Origin of the sequence: Pseudidiomarina planktonica, from assembly GCF_900177775.1 — a bacterium.
GTDB classification, from domain to species: Bacteria; Pseudomonadota; Gammaproteobacteria; order Enterobacterales; family Alteromonadaceae; genus Pseudidiomarina; species Pseudidiomarina planktonica.
Genome location: NZ_FXWH01000001.1, coordinates 107,559 through 125,448, shown reverse-complemented (window position 1 = coordinate 125,448; position 17,890 = coordinate 107,559). Strand labels below are relative to the sequence as shown.

General features: G+C 48.8%; 18 protein-coding genes. 8 read left to right on the top strand and 10 right to left on the bottom strand.

The genetic code is table 11. The features are described 5' to 3' along the window. Nucleotides 1-657 carry an alpha/beta hydrolase gene (locus CCE91_RS00610; RefSeq protein WP_086433328.1) on the top strand — a complete coding sequence of 219 codons (657 nt, stop codon included), beginning with the start codon at nt 1-3 and terminating at the stop codon, nt 655-657. On the opposite strand, the gene CCE91_RS00605 is transcribed toward CCE91_RS00610, so the two are convergent. The 6 genes from CCE91_RS00605 to CCE91_RS00580 form a co-directional block, all read right to left on the bottom strand. Then, on the bottom strand, nt 654-2,798 hold the full coding sequence (locus tag CCE91_RS00605; RefSeq protein ID WP_086433327.1) for a GGDEF domain-containing protein: 2,145 nt from the start codon (nt 2,796-2,798) through the stop codon (nt 654-656). The genes CCE91_RS00610 and CCE91_RS00605 overlap by 4 nt on opposite strands. An 80-nt stretch (nt 2,799-2,878) precedes the next feature. Beyond that, nucleotides 2,879-3,967, bottom strand: coding sequence for an ATP-grasp domain-containing protein (locus CCE91_RS00600; RefSeq protein WP_086433326.1), 1,089 nt, complete (start codon nt 3,965-3,967; stop codon nt 2,879-2,881). Continuing rightward, nucleotides 3,964-4,455 (bottom strand): 5-(carboxyamino)imidazole ribonucleotide mutase, encoded by a 492-nt coding sequence (gene purE / locus CCE91_RS00595; protein ID WP_086433325.1) that lies wholly within the window; start codon nt 4,453-4,455, stop codon nt 3,964-3,966. Before purE ends, CCE91_RS00600 begins: the two co-directional genes overlap by 4 nt. A 68-nt stretch (nt 4,456-4,523) precedes the next feature. Further along, a complete protein-coding gene (locus CCE91_RS00590; protein WP_086433324.1) occupies nt 4,524-5,585 on the bottom strand; it encodes a GGDEF domain-containing protein in 1,062 nt (353 codons plus the stop codon). Between the two features lie 139 nt (nt 5,586-5,724). Continuing rightward, the gene (gene cydB, locus CCE91_RS00585; protein ID WP_086433323.1) at nt 5,725-6,726 is read right to left on the bottom strand and encodes a cytochrome d ubiquinol oxidase subunit II; all 1,002 of its coding nucleotides are present in this window, start codon (nt 6,724-6,726) and stop codon (nt 5,725-5,727) included. A 3-nt stretch (nt 6,727-6,729) separates the two neighbouring features. Next, nucleotides 6,730-8,118, bottom strand: coding sequence for a cytochrome ubiquinol oxidase subunit I (locus tag CCE91_RS00580; RefSeq protein ID WP_086433322.1), 1,389 nt, complete (start codon nt 8,116-8,118; stop codon nt 6,730-6,732). Nucleotides 8,119-8,354: 236 nt separating this feature from the next. On the opposite strand from CCE91_RS00580, the gene CCE91_RS00575 reads away from it, so the two are divergent. The 4 genes from CCE91_RS00575 to CCE91_RS00560 all read left to right on the top strand — a co-directional run bounded on the left by CCE91_RS00575 (nt 8,355) and on the right by CCE91_RS00560 (nt 11,697). After that, a complete protein-coding gene (locus CCE91_RS00575; RefSeq protein ID WP_086433321.1) occupies nt 8,355-8,903 on the top strand; it encodes a hydrolase in 549 nt (182 codons plus the stop codon). A gap of 208 nt (nt 8,904-9,111) precedes the next feature. Next, nucleotides 9,112-9,318: a cold-shock protein gene (locus CCE91_RS00570; protein ID WP_086433320.1), complete on the top strand. Its 207-nt coding sequence runs from the start codon at nt 9,112-9,114 to the stop codon at nt 9,316-9,318. 221 nt (nt 9,319-9,539) lie between these two features. After that, nucleotides 9,540-11,114 carry a methyl-accepting chemotaxis protein gene (locus tag CCE91_RS00565; RefSeq protein WP_086433319.1) on the top strand — a complete coding sequence of 525 codons (1,575 nt, stop codon included), beginning with the start codon at nt 9,540-9,542 and terminating at the stop codon, nt 11,112-11,114. A 79-nt stretch (nt 11,115-11,193) separates the two neighbouring features. Next, nucleotides 11,194-11,697 (top strand): TIGR00645 family protein, encoded by a 504-nt coding sequence (locus CCE91_RS00560; RefSeq protein WP_407681270.1) that lies wholly within the window; start codon nt 11,194-11,196, stop codon nt 11,695-11,697. On the opposite strand, the gene cysE is transcribed toward CCE91_RS00560, so the two are convergent. Beyond that, nucleotides 11,694-12,560 (bottom strand): serine O-acetyltransferase, encoded by an 867-nt coding sequence (gene cysE / locus CCE91_RS00555; RefSeq protein WP_086434786.1) that lies wholly within the window; start codon nt 12,558-12,560, stop codon nt 11,694-11,696. The genes CCE91_RS00560 and cysE overlap by 4 nt on opposite strands. 185 nt (nt 12,561-12,745) lie before the next feature. Between cysE and CCE91_RS00550 the strand changes: the two genes are divergently transcribed. Continuing rightward, nucleotides 12,746-14,023 (top strand): metal-dependent hydrolase family protein, encoded by a 1,278-nt coding sequence (locus tag CCE91_RS00550; protein ID WP_086433318.1) that lies wholly within the window; start codon nt 12,746-12,748, stop codon nt 14,021-14,023. A 9-nt stretch (nt 14,024-14,032) separates the two neighbouring features. Here the strand turns inward: CCE91_RS00550 and CCE91_RS00545 are convergent, their stop codons facing one another. From CCE91_RS00545 to CCE91_RS00535, 3 genes are all read right to left on the bottom strand, one after another. Next, the gene (locus tag CCE91_RS00545) at nt 14,033-14,485 is read right to left on the bottom strand and encodes a DUF2489 domain-containing protein (protein ID WP_234996221.1); all 453 of its coding nucleotides are present in this window, start codon (nt 14,483-14,485) and stop codon (nt 14,033-14,035) included. 12 nt (nt 14,486-14,497) lie between these two features. Continuing rightward, nucleotides 14,498-14,971 carry a Der GTPase-activating protein YihI gene (gene yihI, locus CCE91_RS00540; RefSeq protein WP_086433317.1) on the bottom strand — a complete coding sequence of 158 codons (474 nt, stop codon included), beginning with the start codon at nt 14,969-14,971 and terminating at the stop codon, nt 14,498-14,500. Nucleotides 14,972-15,462: 491 nt separating this feature from the next. Further along, nucleotides 15,463-16,086 carry a c-type cytochrome gene (locus CCE91_RS00535; RefSeq protein WP_086433316.1) on the bottom strand — a complete coding sequence of 208 codons (624 nt, stop codon included), beginning with the start codon at nt 16,084-16,086 and terminating at the stop codon, nt 15,463-15,465. 250 nt (nt 16,087-16,336) lie between these two features. Here CCE91_RS00535 and yihA point away from each other — a divergent pair, with 250 nt between their 5' ends. Together yihA and CCE91_RS00525 are read left to right on the top strand one after the other, a co-directional pair. Further along, nucleotides 16,337-16,963 carry a ribosome biogenesis GTP-binding protein YihA/YsxC gene (yihA, locus tag CCE91_RS00530; RefSeq protein WP_086433315.1) on the top strand — a complete coding sequence of 209 codons (627 nt, stop codon included), beginning with the start codon at nt 16,337-16,339 and terminating at the stop codon, nt 16,961-16,963. Next, complete coding sequence (locus tag CCE91_RS00525; protein WP_086433314.1) at nt 16,956-17,861, top strand: DMT family transporter; 906 nt, start codon at nt 16,956-16,958, stop codon at nt 17,859-17,861. Before yihA ends, CCE91_RS00525 begins: the two co-directional genes overlap by 8 nt. Nucleotides 17,862-17,890 lie beyond the last annotated feature (29 nt).

Here is a 17,890-nt window from a genome sequence, read left to right as displayed (position 1 = left end):
ATGGCATACTTGCCAGCGGTTGAAGTTGAACCTAAAAATACGGCCACCAGCAGCGTTATCTGGTTGCACGGCCTCGGTGCGGACGGCAACGATTTTGCGCCTCTAGTACCACATTTAGGGCTTTCGGATAACACTCGGTTTATCTTCCCCCACGCGCCCCGTATACCTGTGACCATTAATGGCGGCATGGTGATGCCAGCTTGGTACGATATTCTGGAAATGAGTATTGCACGTAAAGTGGATACCCCGCAGCTGGAGGCTTCCGCTGCCGCTACTCAAGCGCTAATTGAGCGCGAGCTCGAGCGCGGCGTACCTGCTGAAAAAATTATTGTGGCTGGATTTTCACAAGGTGGTGCGGTTGCCTATGAAGCCGCTTTGAGCTTTCCAAAAACACTCGGTGGGTTGCTGGTGTTGTCTAGTTATTTCGCCACACACGAAACTCTGGTTCGTCACGATGCGCAGCAGCAACTACCGATTATGATTCAGCATGGCACGCAGGACCCGGTGGTACCAGAATCTCTGGGGCAGCAAGCCTATCAAGCGCTGCAAGAAATGGGTTACTCGGTGCAGTATCAACACTACGAAATGCAGCACCAGGTAGTGCCGGAGCAAATTCAACGCATACGTAACTGGCTACACGAGCGTTTAAACGGTTAGTGTTCGCTTACTGGGGGCGTATATTGCTCAACGCGATTACGCCCACTTTCTTTGGCTTTATAAAGTGCGTTATCGGCGGCTACCATCACGTCATCTTCATTGTCGAAAATGGCGTTAAACTCCGCCACACCGAAGCTGGCGGTTACTTCTACATCGGGCTGAGCGGCGCCCGGTGCCAGCAAGTCCAGTGAGGCGATAGCAGCGCGTAGCTTTTCGGCCACCAACATCGCGTCTTTCGCACCGGTTTGCGGTAACAACAGCGCAAATTCCTCGCCACCCATGCGCGCAAACACGTCTACGTCGCGCAGCAGTCCGTGCAGTCTACCCGCCACCGCTTGCAATACATCGTCACCAAAACCATGCCCGTAGGTGTCGTTTAACTGCTTGAAGAAATCAATGTCTACCATAACAAAGCTGCTAGTCTGCTCGGGGTAACGCTGGTACCGCGTCCACTCATGCGCCAACTGCTGCATCATATAACGGCGGTTCGGAACCTGAGTTAGTTCGTCTATCAATGCCTGCCGTCGTAGCTTCAGTTCCAGCTCTTTATAATCAGTAATGTCCTGCACGGTGCCAACCATACGGAACGGCTGGCCGTCCTCGTCGCGTTCCAGTGACGCCAGTTCATGTACCCAGCGAACCGAGCCATCGGGCCTCACAATACGGTGTTCAACGTCATGCTCACCAGATTCTATGGCTTTTGCCTCACTGCTTAACACGCTGTCAAAGTCGTCACGGTGAATGAGCTGATTAAACAACTTCACGCTAGGAGTTACTTTGTCGGGGTCTAAACCAAACATCTGGTAAATAATGGGCGACCACCACAGCTCACCGGTAGCCATGTTCGAGGTCCAGTGGCCCAACTGCGCAATTTCCTGAGCCTGATTTAACCGAATCAAGTTTAGTGCCAGATCGTCCTCCAGCACTTTACGCTCGGTAATGTCCTGATGGGTTCCGCAAATCCGGGTGGGATGCCCATTGAAGTTACGATCGGTTACTTCGCCATGCGCTTCTATCCAGCGCCACTCGCCGTTGGCATGGCGCATTCGGAACGTTGCATAATAGCTTTCCGAGTCACCCTTAATATAGGACGTTAACGCCCCCATCATTTGCAGGTAATCATCCGGATGAACCAGTTCACGAAAAGTACTCATGCTCTCGTCAAGCTGGCGTACCTTACGACCTAACATCGTCGCCCAGGTATTATTAAAGTAAACATGATGGCTTGGCAGGCGCAAATCCCAGGTGCCGATGCCAGCTGCGCGTAGCGCATAGTGCTTCTGATCCAGATTACGGCGAGTTTCAATAGAAATAGACGCAATAACAGCCGAGGCAATAGCCAGTGACGTAATATAAACCCAATGCGCTTCCTGAGTGTACTTCAGATCGGTGAACACGCCGTGCCCACTCAAAGTGCCTGCAGAAGCAATAATAGTGAACAACAAAATGGCCAGCGACGATACCTGCAAATTGGTGGTCATAGCTATCCACACCACCAGCAGCATAGGCAGTACCAATAAACCGTCGGCAAAATTGAAGTAATTAACGATAAAAATTTCAACTGCCAGTATCAGCAGCAAGGCAGTGGCTAAGCCACTAAAACCCCGAGTTAACGGCCGCACTGTTGAGCGGGCGATAGCAAGTATGGGTAGCGCTAGCAATAAAATGCCAGCAGCGTCACCAAGCCACCACATTAACCAGTCGCGCGGCAAATCTGGTAAGGCTATTTTGTCTAATAGATAAAGCTGCGCGGTTCCAGCAAAAGCGCTCAGTGCAGACGTTAAACCCACCCCAACAAACAGGAATAAAAATAAGTCGCGGGAGCGCTCGAACATGCTGCTGAATTTTTGGCGTTGTAGTAAATGGGCAGTAAATAACGGCACCAGGGTATTGGTGAGGCCAATACCTGTGCCTAAAGGAAACGGCAGGTCGGAAACAAAAAAAGCAATGCACAATTCAGCCAGCAAAATAGCTGGCCATAAATCCAGTCGCCAACGCAGCAGCAAGCCAAGTGCAATACCGGCGGGTGGCCAGATTAGCGTAACAAACACACTTTCTTGTGTATAGAACAGCCCCAATGCGCCGCTCAAAAAATACAGCAGCGCTAGTGTCAGAAACTGCAATGCATAGCGTTTGTTCATCGCGTTATGCCGAATCCTTTATTCGTGCGAGCTCATCTACACGAACTTAACTGCTTCATAAGTTCTTATAGTCTTAATTTTTAGTCGGCGAGTTGTTGTAGCCGGGGCGCCCAGAATTCGGCTAGTTTTCGGCCTCGCTCAGGCGTATCAATAATAAAGTTTACGTGACCTAGCTTACGTCCTGGCCGCGCTTGCTTATTATACCAGTGACAATCCGCTGCTGCGGCCTGCCAAAGCTCACCGGGAATGGTTTCAACACCGATAACATTCACCATTAAGGTGGGCGCACAGAGTAAATCCGGCAACGGCAACCCAGTTAAACAACGCATATGCAGACCAAATTGATCACAGTTCGAGCCACTCATACTCCAGTGTCCCGAGTTATGCACGCGTGGCGCAATTTCATTTACCAGCAGGTGTTGTTCATTGCCTTCGGCTACCACAAAGAACTCAATAGCCAGCACACCAACGTAATCCAAGGCCTTAGTGATGCTTTCAAAATAGCTTTCGGCTTGAGCTTGTAAGTGCTCACTCACCCAGCCCTCACCGGCAATGCTGTAACTTAGGATGCCGCGGTCATGAACATTAGTAATCAACGGATAACAGCGAATATTGCCTTGTTTATCGCGCGCACCAACTAATGACACTTCATATTCAAACGGAATTAAATGCTCGGCAATACCCGCTTGTTGGCCCGCACTTTTCAGCAATGGTTCAGCGTTTTGTTGTGGCTGCCAGCGCCATTGGCCTTTACCGTCGTAACCACCACGAGCGGCTTTTAATACCAACGCCTGAGGAGATTGCTCCAACACCTTCGCCAGCTCAGTTTCGTTTTCAAATGCCTGCCACGGTGAAGTTGGCACCTGACAATCGTCAAACAACTGTTTTTCGGAGCGACGGTCGGTTAATGCCGTGATTTTTTCCGGATCCATTAAAAACTTGCTGCGCGCCAGCTCAATGATGTCGGCTGGCACGTCTTCGTGTTCCCAGCTCACTACGTCAGCCCAGGCAACCGCTTCGGCCAGGCTCAGCGCCAGTGATTCGGTGCTGGCCAGCGGCATCACCTGCTGCGTGCGGGTGGAATATAATAAGCAATAATGCCCTTGCTGAATTGCACTGCGGCCAAGCATATGGCCCAGTTGCCCATCACCAATCAGCAGTACTTTCATTCGTCCAGCTCCAAATCAGGGCCAGATAGAACCTTGGCACGCTGAGCTTCACGGAATTCATTTACACGTTGGCGTACTTGTTTATCACTGACACCAACAATCTGTGCCGCCAATAAACCTGCGTTCGCAGCGCCAGCAGGGCCAACGGCCAAAGTACCAACCGCAACACCTTTTGGCATTTGTACTATAGAAAGCAGGCTATCTAAACCTTTCAATTGCTTGCTCGGAACCGGAACACCAAGCACTGGAATAGCTGTAAAAGCAGCCAGCATGCCCGGCAAATGAGCAGCGCCGCCAGCACCGGCAATAACTACAGGTACGCCGTCAGCTTCCGCCTGTTGCATGGTCGAGGCGAGTAAATCCGGGGTTCGGTGAGCGGATACAACCTGGGCACGCCAGGGAACCTGCAGCTCTTTCAGCATTTTTGCCGCTTCTTGCATCACCGGCCAATCGGATTGTGATCCCATTAATATTAGAACTGGTGCCATTAGTTATTCCTCACCGACCTAAAAAAGAAAGGCACGAATTGTAGCCAGACCTAAGCAGTGGTGCAAATTTAATCGTCTTTGTTGGAGGGGTTGCCGGCATCAGAAGTTGTATCTGATTGCAGCACGACATTATTACGGCCGTTATTTTTTGCTTCAAATAAAGCCTGATCGGCACGGCTCAGCCATTGCGACCAGGCCTGGCCGGGTTGGAGTTCGGACACACCGGCGCTGGCCGTGATGAAAACAGTTGCGCCTTTGCCCTCGAACGGCCGGCTGCCAATTACTTTAATCAGTTTTTTGGCGGCAACGTTGGCGTCCTGACTGCTGGTATTAGGCAGCACCACCAGAAACTCTTCACCACCAACGCGGAACAGAGTATCGGTGGCACGTATAGCACCAAGTAAACGTTTCGCCGTTTGCTTCAGCATTTGGTCGCCAAACAAATGACCATGTTCGTCATTCAGGCTTTTGAAATGGTCCAAATCAATCATGATCAAACTGGCGGGTCGCTTATAACGTTCTTTCTGCTGAATATTTTCAATTAAGGTTTGGGTTACCCTGTTACGGTTATAGAGACCCGTTAAAGGGTCGGTAACTACCAGCTCTGTCATGCTTTTCTGTAGCCGCTGCAGCAACACAATAAAAGTGCCGCCCAGAACTAAAATCATTGCTAGTGAAACCGCAAAGCGCCAGCTGTGAGTAAATGAAAGCGCCAAATAGCTGCTCACTACAAAGCTGCCGTATACAACCGGAATAACGATCAGCGTCAAGCGGCGGTTAAACAGAAAGAATAAGGAGCTCATTACCGGATAGGCCCAGTACAGGCCCTTAATTCCGTTTTCTATAATCGAGTAATTAACCGCAATGCAGGTAACAATAACGAACACCGCATGGTATTTCTGCGGTAACAATCTATGCCGAGATTGCAGCGCAGCCCAGATAAAGAGAATAGAAGCAACGCCCAGCAAACCAGCCAGGCCGTGGTGCCCTATCCAGCCTTGCACTGCGGCTAACACCACAGAGCCAATGGTGGCGCCCCAGTATATGTTGCGCACCACCTTCTGCCGAAATCTGCGTAAAGCAGAATCGGGAGAATCACGTTTGGCGTTAGGTGCTACATAAGCTGTCATAGGTTCCGTTTGTACTTTGGTTAAACTGCATCAGGCATGAGTACCGCGCGGATTGCCAGGCCGATTATACTAATGCACAGCACTCCGGCCACCCACAGTGCAATGAACCATAGTATTTGCTTCCAGGTTTGTTTGCGCATTAGTCGTGGTAGCCAGAATCTGCGTCAACTTTGCCACGAAACACCCAATAGGTATAGCCAGTGTAAGCAAAAATTATTGGTAGTAGCACTACCGCACCCACCAGCAAGAATATCAGGCTGTTGTCTGGTGCGGCGGCTTCCCACAGGGTAATACTACGCGGTACCAAGTAAGGAAATATACTAACCGCAAAGCCGGCGAACGAAACTAAAAATAGTGCCAACCCCCACAAATAGGGTCGCACCTGCTGGCCTTTTTTAAGTGACCACAACAAGCTGAAGGTGACGAAAGCCAACACTAATGGCAATACCCACAACCACAGTGACGCCGGAAAACTAAACCAACGGTCGGCTATGTAATCGAACCGCCAGGGTAAGTAGGCACTCACAAACACAATACAGGCCACTAACCCTAGGGCAAAATAGCGTGCAAACTGATAGCTCCGCAGTTGCAGGTCGCCACGGGTCTTCATAATCAGCCAGGTTGAGCCAAGCAGCATATAACCAATAACCACGACTAGTCCGCAGAACACAGTGAATGGGGTGAGCCAGTCAAACCAACCGCCAGCGTATGCTCGCCCGGTAACCTTAATACCCTGCAACATGGCGCCCAGCATGATGCCCTGACTGAGGGCGGCAATGAGCGAGCCGACAATAAAAGACAGATCCCAAATGGGTTTCGCCCGCTTCGTTTTGAACCTGTATTCAAAAGCTACGCCCCGGAAAATAAGTCCCAGCAGCATGGCAATAACCGGCATATATAAGGCTGGCATTAATACCGCGTAAGCCAGCGGGAATACCGCCAGCAACCCGCCACCACCCAGTACTAGCCAGGTTTCATTGCCGTCCCATACCGGCGCTACCGTGTTCATCATAATGTCGCGATCTTCCTCGCGTTTAAACCACGGAAACAGCAAAGCAACGCCCAAATCAAAACCGTCCAGCGCAACGTAGGCGAACACCGACACCGCAATCAAAATAGCCCAAATTAATGCGTAATCCATGGTCTAGTCCTCCTCGCCAACTAAACGCTCGGCCGCCAGGCCAGGTTTTTTCGTACTACTTTTAGTAACCTGAATGGCATCGGCGTTACCGGCCATTTTCCGCAAGATGTAGAAAGTACCGGCTCCAAACACCAGAAAATACACCACAATAAAGGCAATTAAACTGCCGGCTACGCCTTCTTTGGCAATCGGCGACGCGGCATCAGCGGTGCGCAATAAACCATAAATAACCCAGGGTTGCCGCCCTACTTCAGTAACTACCCAGCCAGCCACCACCGCCACAAATCCAAGCGGCCCCATTAGTAGCACAAACCTTTGCAGGGTACGGCCTTCATACAAGCGCCCGCGCAAACGTTGCAAGCCTGACCATAACCCAGCCAGGACCATTAACATGCCAATACCAACCATAATGCGGAAGGCCCAGAATACGATGGGAACGTTTGGCCATTCGTCTCTGGGGAAAGCATCTAACCCCGTTACCTCGGCATTTACATCATGCTTCAAAATAAGACTACCAAGGCCTGGAATGGCAACTCCGTAATCTACTCGCGCTTCGTCCATATTTGGCAGCCCGAATAAATATAGCGGTGCTTGAGTTTGGGTTTCAAAGTGCCCTTCCATGGCGGCTACTTTGGCAGGTTGATACTCCTGCGTATTTAAGCCGTGCAAGTCGCCCACCACAACCTGCAGCGGGGCTACTAACAGCGCCATCCACATCGCCATAGAGAACATTTTGCGAGCGGCTGCACTGGTTTTGTCTTTCAGCAAATGCCAGGCGCCTACCGCGCCGACCACAAAGGCTGTGGTTAAATAGGCAGCTAGCAACATATGCACTAAGCGATACGGAAATGAAGGATTGAACACGACTTTGAACCAGTCTTCTGCGACAAACTGACCAACTTCGTTAATGCCATAGCCTTGCGGGGTTTGCATCCAGCTGTTTACTGACAGTATCCAGAACGCCGAAATGGCGGTGCCTATGGCAACCATTAAAGTGGCAAAAAAGTGTAATCGCTCACCCACCCGGTTCATGCCAAATAGCATGACACCTAAAAAGCCGGCTTCCAAAAAGAATGCGGTGAGCACTTCATAGCCCATTAGAGGCCCTATCACCGGGCCGGCCTGATCGGAGAATACTGACCAGTTGGTACCGAATTGGTAACTCATGACAATGCCCGACACCACCCCCATACCGAAGGCAACGGCGAATATTTTCACCCAAAATTGAAAGAGTTGCTGATACACCGGCTTACGCGTTTTCAGGTAAAGCGCTTCAAGCACGGCCAGAAAGCTAGCCAAACCAATGGTAAAGGCAGGAAAAATAATGTGGAAAGCCACTGTAAACGCGAATTGGAAACGCGCCAGCGACAACGCATCAAAGCTGTCGAGCATGGGTAACTCCTTTCAGATCCGTGTGGCTTCAGTATACGCCGATGCGCAAGTAATAAATGGCTCAAGGCCAGGTTTTCACCGGACCATATCTAATCGTTGCCTTAGTTTTATTTGGTCGAAATTTATACAAGCAGCGACTATCCGACTATCGGCTCATAGCATCCTGATTATTGTTCAGGCACAATTTACCTATAATTAGTTTCATTTATTGTTAAGTAAAGCAGCTGAGGCACCCCATGCTACTTCAAGTTGAACAAAGTGTTCTGGTGATTATAGACGTTCAGGAGAAACTCGCTCCGGTGGTACATCAACGCGACCAGTTAATTACGCGTATGCGCTGGTTGGGCGAAATAGCACAAGAGTTAAGTGTGCCAACACTGGTAACTGAACAGTACCCGAAAGGGCTGGGTTACAGCGTGAACGAATTGTCCGGCGTTATTGAACAAGCGCAAGTGATCGAAAAAATGCACTTCAGCGCCATGCAGGAAGAAGAATTTGCCGATACCTTGAAACAGCAAAACCGCCGCCAGGTGATTCTAATGGGTATTGAGGCGCACGTTTGTATTCTGCAAACCGCTATGGACCTAGCCAAGCAAGGCTATTCGGTTTATGTGGTTGAAGATGCCGTAGGCTCGCGCCGCGACAGCGACAAGCAAGCGGCATTAAGCCGGCTACGCCAACATGGCGTCATTATAATTACTTCGGAAATGGCTGCTTACGAGTGGATGCACAGATCAGGCACCGATCAATTCCGCCATATCACGAAAAATTGGATCCGTGGTTAAGCTAATACCCACTAAGCAGTTGTCATTTAATAACATTATTTGACAGCCAAATGGATCGGTGTATACTTAACCCCGCTAGAAAAGTTCGGCTATTTTATTGCGGCCTGTTACGAAGTCGTTTTGCTGTACCTCGTTTTGTAAGTCCCAAGTAATACCTACGTTTTTAGCAATACCCTAGAAATTCACATGCACTACGAGGAATCACAGCATGTCTACAGTAACTGGTAAAGTAAAATTCTTTAACGAAGCTAAAGGCTTCGGTTTCATCGAACAAGAACAAGGCGCAGATGTATTCGTACATTTCAGCGCGATTCAGTCTGACGGTTTCAAAACCTTAGCTGAAGGCCAACAAGTACAGTTCACTATCGCTCAAGGTCCTAAAGGTCCTCAAGCTGAGAACGTACAGCCTTTATAATTCGTGATTCACGAAAAGAATTAGTTAAAAACGCCGCTTCTTAGCGGCGTTTTTTTATGCTCCCAATTTATACCTGTTAGTAAACCAAAAACCCGTCAAATCAGCTATTTCTAGAATAATGCTTGAGAAAACAGACCCTCTGGTCGATATATCTTTACATTAGTTCTAGACTTACCTCATGCCAAATCACTTATACAACTTAAACAAAGGATTGTTTTCCTATGCGAAATAATCAACCGGTTACGCAAAAAGAGCGTACGTTCCCGCAAGGATATCGTTTGATTTCGTCAACCGATGCCAGAGGTGTCATTAAGCACTGCAACGAGGAATTTGTTGAGGTTAGTGGTTATTCTCGCGAAGAAATTATTGGCGCCCCACACAATATTTTACGCCACCCTGATATGCCCGCGTCGGTGTTCAAACACATGTGGGATACCATTAAAAGTGGTAAACCATGGATGGGGCTGGTCAAAAACCGCTGTAAAAACGGTGATTATTACTGGGTTAGTGCCTATGTAACCCCCATTCAGGAAGACAGCAAAGTTATTGGCTATGAATCGGTGCGAGTTGCCGCCAGTAAGACCGAAAAAGAACGTGCCATGGGCATGTACGAGCGCATTAATGCTGGCAAACATGCGCTCACCTTCTCAAAACGCTTAGCTTTAACTGCACGAGATCTGCTACCCGTAGCGGCGCCAACCTTTATCGCGGCGGTTGCCTTATGGTTTACCCATGGTTGGATGGCTGCAGCAATAGCCGCAGCAGGTGGCCTGGTAGCTATCGTCTTGTATGGCTGGTACATCGGCAAAATGATGCAAGGTTTTCTTGATATTCGAAAGGACGCATTTTCGTCTGAACTGGTGGGTATGACCTACACCGGCCATCAGGGACGCGAAGCCAGATTAGGCCTGCTACTCATGAGTGAAGGTGCTCGTAATCGCACCGCACTAGCTCGCATTGGCGACGCAGTTAATAACCTCATATCCATCGCGACAGATACACGCGAACAAGCTAGTTCCAGCTCAGGCAAAGTGCAACAGCAAACCGCAGCAACCGAACAAACAGCTACCGCCATGAACGAAATGGCCGCTTCGATTCAGGAAGTTGCAGATACCGTAGAGAAGAACGCCGAGTACGCGGAAAGTGCCGCTATTAATGTGCGCTCCAGTGTTACTCTTGCGCGCGAGGCCAGCGAAGTTATTCGAGGCCTGCACGGCGCAGTTGAACAAATTGCGAATACAGTGAAAGCGCTGGATGAATCGACCGGTGAAATTGGCGCGGCGGCGGACTTAATTTCTTCAATAGCTGAACAAACTAACCTGCTGGCACTGAATGCGGCTATTGAAGCTGCCCGTGCCGGCGAGCATGGCCGTGGCTTCGCCGTTGTAGCCGATGAGGTTCGCTCGTTAGCGGGTCGCACGCGTGACTCCACCGAAGGCATTCACACGGTAATTGACAACCTACGCGAACGTGCGAAAGAAGCAGTGACCGTGTCTAAGCAAGGCGAAGAAGCCGCCGCTGACGGTGTTGCCAAAGTACAAAAAGCCGATGAAGCGCTGCAAGAAATTGATGAAGCTATTCAGCAAATCTCAGATATGTCGGTACAAATGGCCTCAGCAGTGGAAGAGCAAAGTGGTGTTGCGGAACATATTAGCGAGCAAATCACTGAAATTTCATCACTGGCGCAGGACACTCTGGAAAATGCGCGCGCAACCGACCATTCCAGTGCGGAACTGCATGAAACGGTGCAAACGCTACGCTCCCTGGTGGCACGTTTTTCAAGCCACACCAAGTAGCCTAAATGAAGACTTTACCCGGCCTTAGGGTCGGGTACAATAATGCCCTGTAAGTCTACTAACGCCCACAAGGAAGACTATGATAGAACGCTTTATTGAAAAATCCATGTACGGTTCGCGCTGGTTACTGGCACCCATTTATTTTGGATTAAGCATTGCTGTATTGCTGCTGGGATTAAAATTTTTCCAGGAGCTTGCGCATGTAATTCCTTACCTGTTTAGCACCTCAGAAGTAGACCTGATACTTCTAACCCTAACCCTTATCGACATTGCGTTGGTTGGTGGTTTACTGGTTATGGTTATGCTGTCCGGCTATGAAAACTTTGTATCTCAACTAAATATCGGATCGGATACCGAGAAGCTTGGTTGGTTGGGTAAAATAGATTCAGGTGGTCTGAAAAACAAAGTAGCGGCCGCAATTGTGGCAATCTCTTCCATTCATTTATTGAAAGTGTTTATGAATCTGGAAAATATCGAAGAGAGCAACATTAAATGGTACGTGATTATTCACATGACCTTTGTTGGCTCAGCGTTTGCCATGGGCATATTGGAAAAGCTGACTCAAAAAAAGACGACTGATTAGTCGTCTTTTTCTTCTTTAGGCGTAACTTTGGTTACGGTTTTAGCTTTAGTGGCGCGCTTTTTAGTTGTTGGTGATTTTGCCGAGGCGCGCTGCCGTTCCGCTTGATGACTCGCATCAATAAAATCTACATCATCGAGCTCTACTTCCGGAATTTTGTCGCATACATCACCGCCTAAGGTGTTCACCGCGCGACATAAATCGCTTACTTTCTGATCCAATACATGCACGTGATCGAGCATACGGCCCATAGCTGTGGCCACAGGATCAGGGTTATCGGCTGAAATTGCGTAGGCATCAAACCCGTACTCTTTGGCTATTTCTTCACGTTTGCGGGCTTTTTCTTTGTCGGTGCTGGAGCTGGCTACACGAGCAGGAATACCTGTAACAGTAGTATTTGCTGGTACGTCTTTTACCACCACCGCGTTGCTGCCAATGCGAGCATGCTCACCAATGGTCAACGGCCCCAACACTTTGGCGCCAGCACCAATAACAACGCCGTTACCAAGCGTTGGGTGGCGCTTACCGCCGTTCCAACTAGTTCCGCCTAAGGTTACGCCATGATACAAGGTTACATCGTCGCCAATTTCGGCGGTTTCACCAATCACCACACCCATACCGTGATCAATAAAGAAACGTCGTCCAATTTTTGCACCAGGGTGAATTTCAACGCCGGTAAACCAGCGTGCCAGTGTTGAAATAAAACGCCCCAGCCAATACAGCCGTAATTTCCACAGCCGGTGACTCAGGCGGTGAAACCAAATGGCATGCAAACCGGGATAAGTTGTCAGAACCTCGAAGGTATTACGCGCTGCAGGGTCACGTTTGAATACGCTGCGAATATCTTCTCGTATGGTTTTAAACATCAGGAATTCCAACTCAGGCTTTGGACAAAAAACGAAAGAGTGACAAGTATAACGAATTTCATCGCCAAATAGCAGATACCCACCGCGAAACTGGTGTGAAACCCGGTACAAAGCTTGACCATGCACCACAGCGCTGTTTAATGTGATCATGAACCCTAACAAATCTAATAACCAAGGAGCTCGTGGTGCGTAAATTAACTTTGGCGCTTGCCCTGACTGCACTTAGTGGGCACGTTCAAGCCGACACTCTTATTCATGCTGGTACTTTAATTGACGGTACTGGTGCCCAGCCCAGAAAACAAGTTACAGTTGTGGTGAATAATGACCGTATAGCTGCTATTGAAGATGGCTACCGTGAAGCGGGCGAAGGCGATACCGTAATTGACCGCCGCAACGCCACTGTGATGCCTGGTTTTATTGACATGCACACCCATTTAACCTCACAGCTAGGCCCGGGCTCTTATATGGTTCGTTACACCGACAACGCTGCCGATGTAGCCTTAACAGCCGCAAACTTTGCTGAAAAAACTTTAATGGCCGGCTTTACCACAGTGCGCGATCTCGGCGACTCGTTTAAAGCCAGCATCTCGTTACGCAAGGCTATTGCGCAAGGCAAAGTAGTAGGCCCGCGGGTTTATACAGCAGGTAAATCTATTGCAACTACCGGTGGTCATGCCGATCCAACCAACGGTCATCGTGACGGCCTGGTAGACGAGCCTTCTCCGTACGACGGCGTAGTTAATGGTCCACTGGAAGCTCGTGAAGCAGTACGTGCGCGCTATCAGGACGGCTCAGATCTGATTAAGCTCACTGCCACTGGCGGTGTCTTAAGTGTTGCCAAAAGCGGCCAAAATCCGCAGTTCATGATTGACGAGCTTAAAGCTGTGGTAGATACAGCGCGTGATTATGAAATGAAGGTAACGGTGCACGCTCACGGTAAAGAAGGCATGATTCGCGCCATTAAGGCTGGTGTTCACTCAATTGAACACGGTACTTACATGGACAAAGAAGTCATGGACTTAATGAAAGAGCATGGCGTGTATTACGTACCAACCATTACAGCCGGTAAATCTGTGGCCGAACGCTCGAAAATTGACGGCTTCTTCCCGGAAATTGTGCGTCCAAAAGCGGCAGCTATTGGCCCTAAAATTCAGGCTACCTTTGCCAAAGCTTATGAAGCCGGTGTGAAAATTGCGTTCGGTACCGATGCTGGCGTGTACGACCACGGCGAGAACTATCGTGAGTTTGGTTACATGGTAGAGGCTGGTATGCCGGCACTTGAAGCCATTAAGGCAGCAACACATGATGCCGCTGACCTGCTGGGCGATACGCAAATTGGTACTCTTGCACCAGGTAAAATGGCAGATATTGTGGCTGTTTCGGGTAATCCGTTAGAGCGCATTGAAGCCATGGCCGACGTTAACTTTGTAATGAAAGCCGGCCACGTTTACCGTTCGAACTAACAGTTTTGACTAAAAACGTTCCAGCAGCTTGCGGATGTCAGTTTTAATGGCATCTGCAAGCTCCTCTTCATAAGCTTCCCGCTCAGCATCCATTTTACGAATTTCCGGTTTCGGATAGGTTTTACGAGCCTCATGCGTTGGCATGTGCTTAATGCGCTCGTACATGTCGTGTAAGCCCGGATACTCTTCAACAAAGTTAGGTTTTGGCTCTAACACCATTAAGTCTAACAACACCGTTAAGCGTAACGCGCCTTCAGAGTAGGAACACTGGTTCTGATCCATAGAGCGGGCAATAGTAACAATGCTTTCAATAAGACGTTCATTACGGGCTTCTGCGGCTTTCTGCTGCCGTTGCTGTTGACGCTTCAAGCGACCTAACAGGCTACCTGCGTAAAATGCTAAGCCAACAATAATAGCCACACCAATAACTATCGCACTAATCCACCAGACGTTCATTGTCATACTTACTACCCCTTAGTAATCTTCGTCGTCGTCCTCGTCGTCAACATCAAGCCCCAGGGCTTCAGCCAACTGCTGAAAACGTTCTGTACAGTCATCTACGTAAGCGGTGTCGGAATCGTTCAAGTCTTCTCCAGCTTCCATACGCTCGAGCAGATCTTGTAAGCGAGTATCGTTTTCCAGTTGCTGCAATTGTTTCTGCAACTGCTCGGTAGTAGGCGGCGCTGTAGTAGCTGTTTTGGCAACACCAGTGGTAACGGCACCCGGCTGCACTAGTTGTACCGGCTTCTTACTGCCGTGGCGCGGATCGGTTTTACTACCGCCCGTGTTACTACCTGCTTTGGTCACTTCTGCAGATGAGTGACGGCTACCAGGTTTATGGCCTTTACCGCGCTTCACTGAGTCTTTCGACTCACTCTTGGTTTTCGCCTGAGTGGATTTGCTCGGCGCCAGCGGGCCCGATTTACGTGTTTTCTTGATGCGAGTCATAACAACCTTTTATGTGTGTTCAATTACGCTAGTGTTTTCGAGTGTTGTGCACGGGAGTGCAGGAACAGAAGAAGGTTATGAGGAGTAGTTTAACTGATTTATAGATTTCTGCATGCTTCAGGCAATAAAAAAGGCGATGTTGCCATCGCCTAATTTATTCTCATCCACACAGCGCACGTGTGATATTCGAGAACGGTTGTCACAATTCTTCCGTGTTATTATGTGTATCGTCCGTAATATTTATTATTATTATTATTATTTTTCTAGCGCTTAAATCAGACTTTGTTGTTGTTTTTTTGTCTAATTTAAAGTTGGCCTCCTGGCCTTTTTTTTATTCCCTGGATTTTAAACTTTACTAACTTTTTCTGGTCAAAGGCCGATAAGGCCTTATCGAACGTGATGTAAGAGTACGTGAACCAGATATTAATTCAATGATTTTTATGATCTAAAAAATCACTTTTTTATAACCAAAAATCAACTAAGCGGTTCCGTTAGTACAAGCCGCCTAAATATTTTGACAGTAAATCAATATCTTCGTCAGTTAGTTTGCTAGCAATATCACGCATCATGCCATTCGGGTCATTGGCCCGCTCACCACTACGAAACATTTCTAATTGTTGCTTCACATAAGTTGCGTGGTTCCCTGATATATCTGGGAACTTGGCTAAGCCCATGCCATCGCCACGCGGGCCATGACAAGCCGCACAGGACGCAATGCCGCGCTCTAAGTCACCACCACGATATAATTGTTCTGCTCGTGCAACCACATCTTCAGGTGCGGTGCCAATTTCAGGCTCCTGCGCTGCAAAGTAAGCTGACAAGTCGGCGATATCTTCATCGCTCAAGCCCATTGCCTGACCCTGCATAATCGCGTTAGCGCGACCTTCTTCACCATTCGTTTCGGCAGCTAATTTGTAATCATGCAACTGCTTAGCAATATAAGATGCATGCTGACCCGCTAGTTTCGGGTACATGTCTACCGCTGTATTACCCTGCGGACCATGACAAGCAGCACATACCTGCGCTTTCTCCTGGCCAGCTTCTACATCACCGTTGGCCAACGCATAACCGCTGACAGCAACGTACAGTCCGAATAACACTGCAATTTTTTTCATGCTTGATATCTCTGTATTGGTTGGCGCACTGCGCCCGTGTACGCACAGACAAAAAATTCAACAGACGCTATTTTACACAAAACGAGTAAGGTTTAAATGGCTAATCGTCGAAACCACCATAGTTCGTGGGTGTATTTGTAACAATAACGATCATTGGCGGAAATAGCAGCATCGGTGATACTATGCGCAATAACAATAGTTTCAAAGCGAAACACATGTCATCCCTCTGTCAGATAAAGGTTATGTTCCGGTGAGTGTTATCAATTTCCAGCCTACGCGTTTTATTACCAGCGCCCCAGAAATCAGTAAATTACCAGCGGACGAAGGTATTGAAGTCGCATTCGCAGGTCGCTCTAACGCAGGTAAATCCAGCGCCCTGAACACCTTAACCCGACAGAAAGCTCTGGCACGAACCAGTAAAACGCCTGGTCGTACTCAGCTTATCAACGTATTTGAAGTGAAACCTGATCAGCGCCTGGTGGATTTACCCGGTTATGGCTTCGCGAAAGTGCCGTTAGAAGTAAAAGAAAAATGGCAACTGGCCCTTAGTGAATACCTGCAAATGCGCAAATCTTTGCGCGGCCTGGTGTTACTTATGGACATTCGCCACCCCTACCGTGAAGTAGATCAAGAACTGTTGCACTGGGCTACCGACAGCAAAATTCGAGTATTGGTACTGCTGACCAAAGCAGACAAATTAAAGCCCGGCGTACGCAACTCAACCTTATTAAAAGCCCGCGAAGCTGCACTGGTGTTCGGTGGCGATGTAACCGTTGAGGCATTCTCGTCGCTCAGTAAACTTGGTCTGGATAAAGTTGAGGCCAAATTAACCGAATGGTTTAACGATCCTAACCCGGTTACGGCAGACGATGAATGATATTCCACGCAGCGCCTGGCTGCTGCTACTGTTACTTGCGCTAATTTGGGGTAGTTCTTTTTTATTGATTAAAAAAGGCCTGCTGGCATTTAGCCCAGACCAACTTGCCGCGATTCGTATCGGCTCTGCCGGCTTTGTATTACTCCCCTTTATATGGAAACGCTTTCGCGCCATTTCCCAGCGTCACTGGCTAAAGCTTATATGTGTAGGCTTGGTGGGCAGCTTTATTCCCGCATTCTTATTTGCCTTTGCACAAACCCAGCTCACCAGCGGCGTAACTGGTGTACTTAATACCTTTACCCCACTTGCCACCCTGTTGTTAGGTACTTTGGTATTTAAACGTGAAGCGCTGATGCAGCAATGGCTGGGCGTTATTATTGGCATGATCGGTACGGTGCTGTTAATTACCGCCAGCGCCAGTGGTGACTTACAGTTCAATAGTTTCGCGTTATTGGTTATTGCCGCCACGGTTTGCTACGGCCTGAATCTAAACCTCATTAAATACCACATTGCCGATTTGCGTCCGCTGACTATTACTGGCGTGTCGCTGTTTTTGGTAGCGCCGCCGGCTGTTCTCTATTTATTCCTGGGCACCCCAATAGAACAAACCATGCAGCAACCTGATGCCTGGTTTGCTCTTACCGCTATTTTGATTTTGGGAATTATAGGTACTGCGGCAGCGCTGGTTATTTTCAATACACTAGTGCAAATGACCAATACGGTATTCACCAGTTCGGTTACTTATTTGATTCCGGTGGTTGCGGTCATTCTGGGCATTCTGGATGGCGAGCCGTTCTGGCTGCAACAAGGCATTGGTTTTGCTGGCATCTTAGTGGGCGTTTGGTTCGCAAATCGCAAGCAAAAAAAACCCGGCCAAGAGGCCGGGTATAAAATCTAACAATCCAGGGAGAGAACATCTCTGAAGGG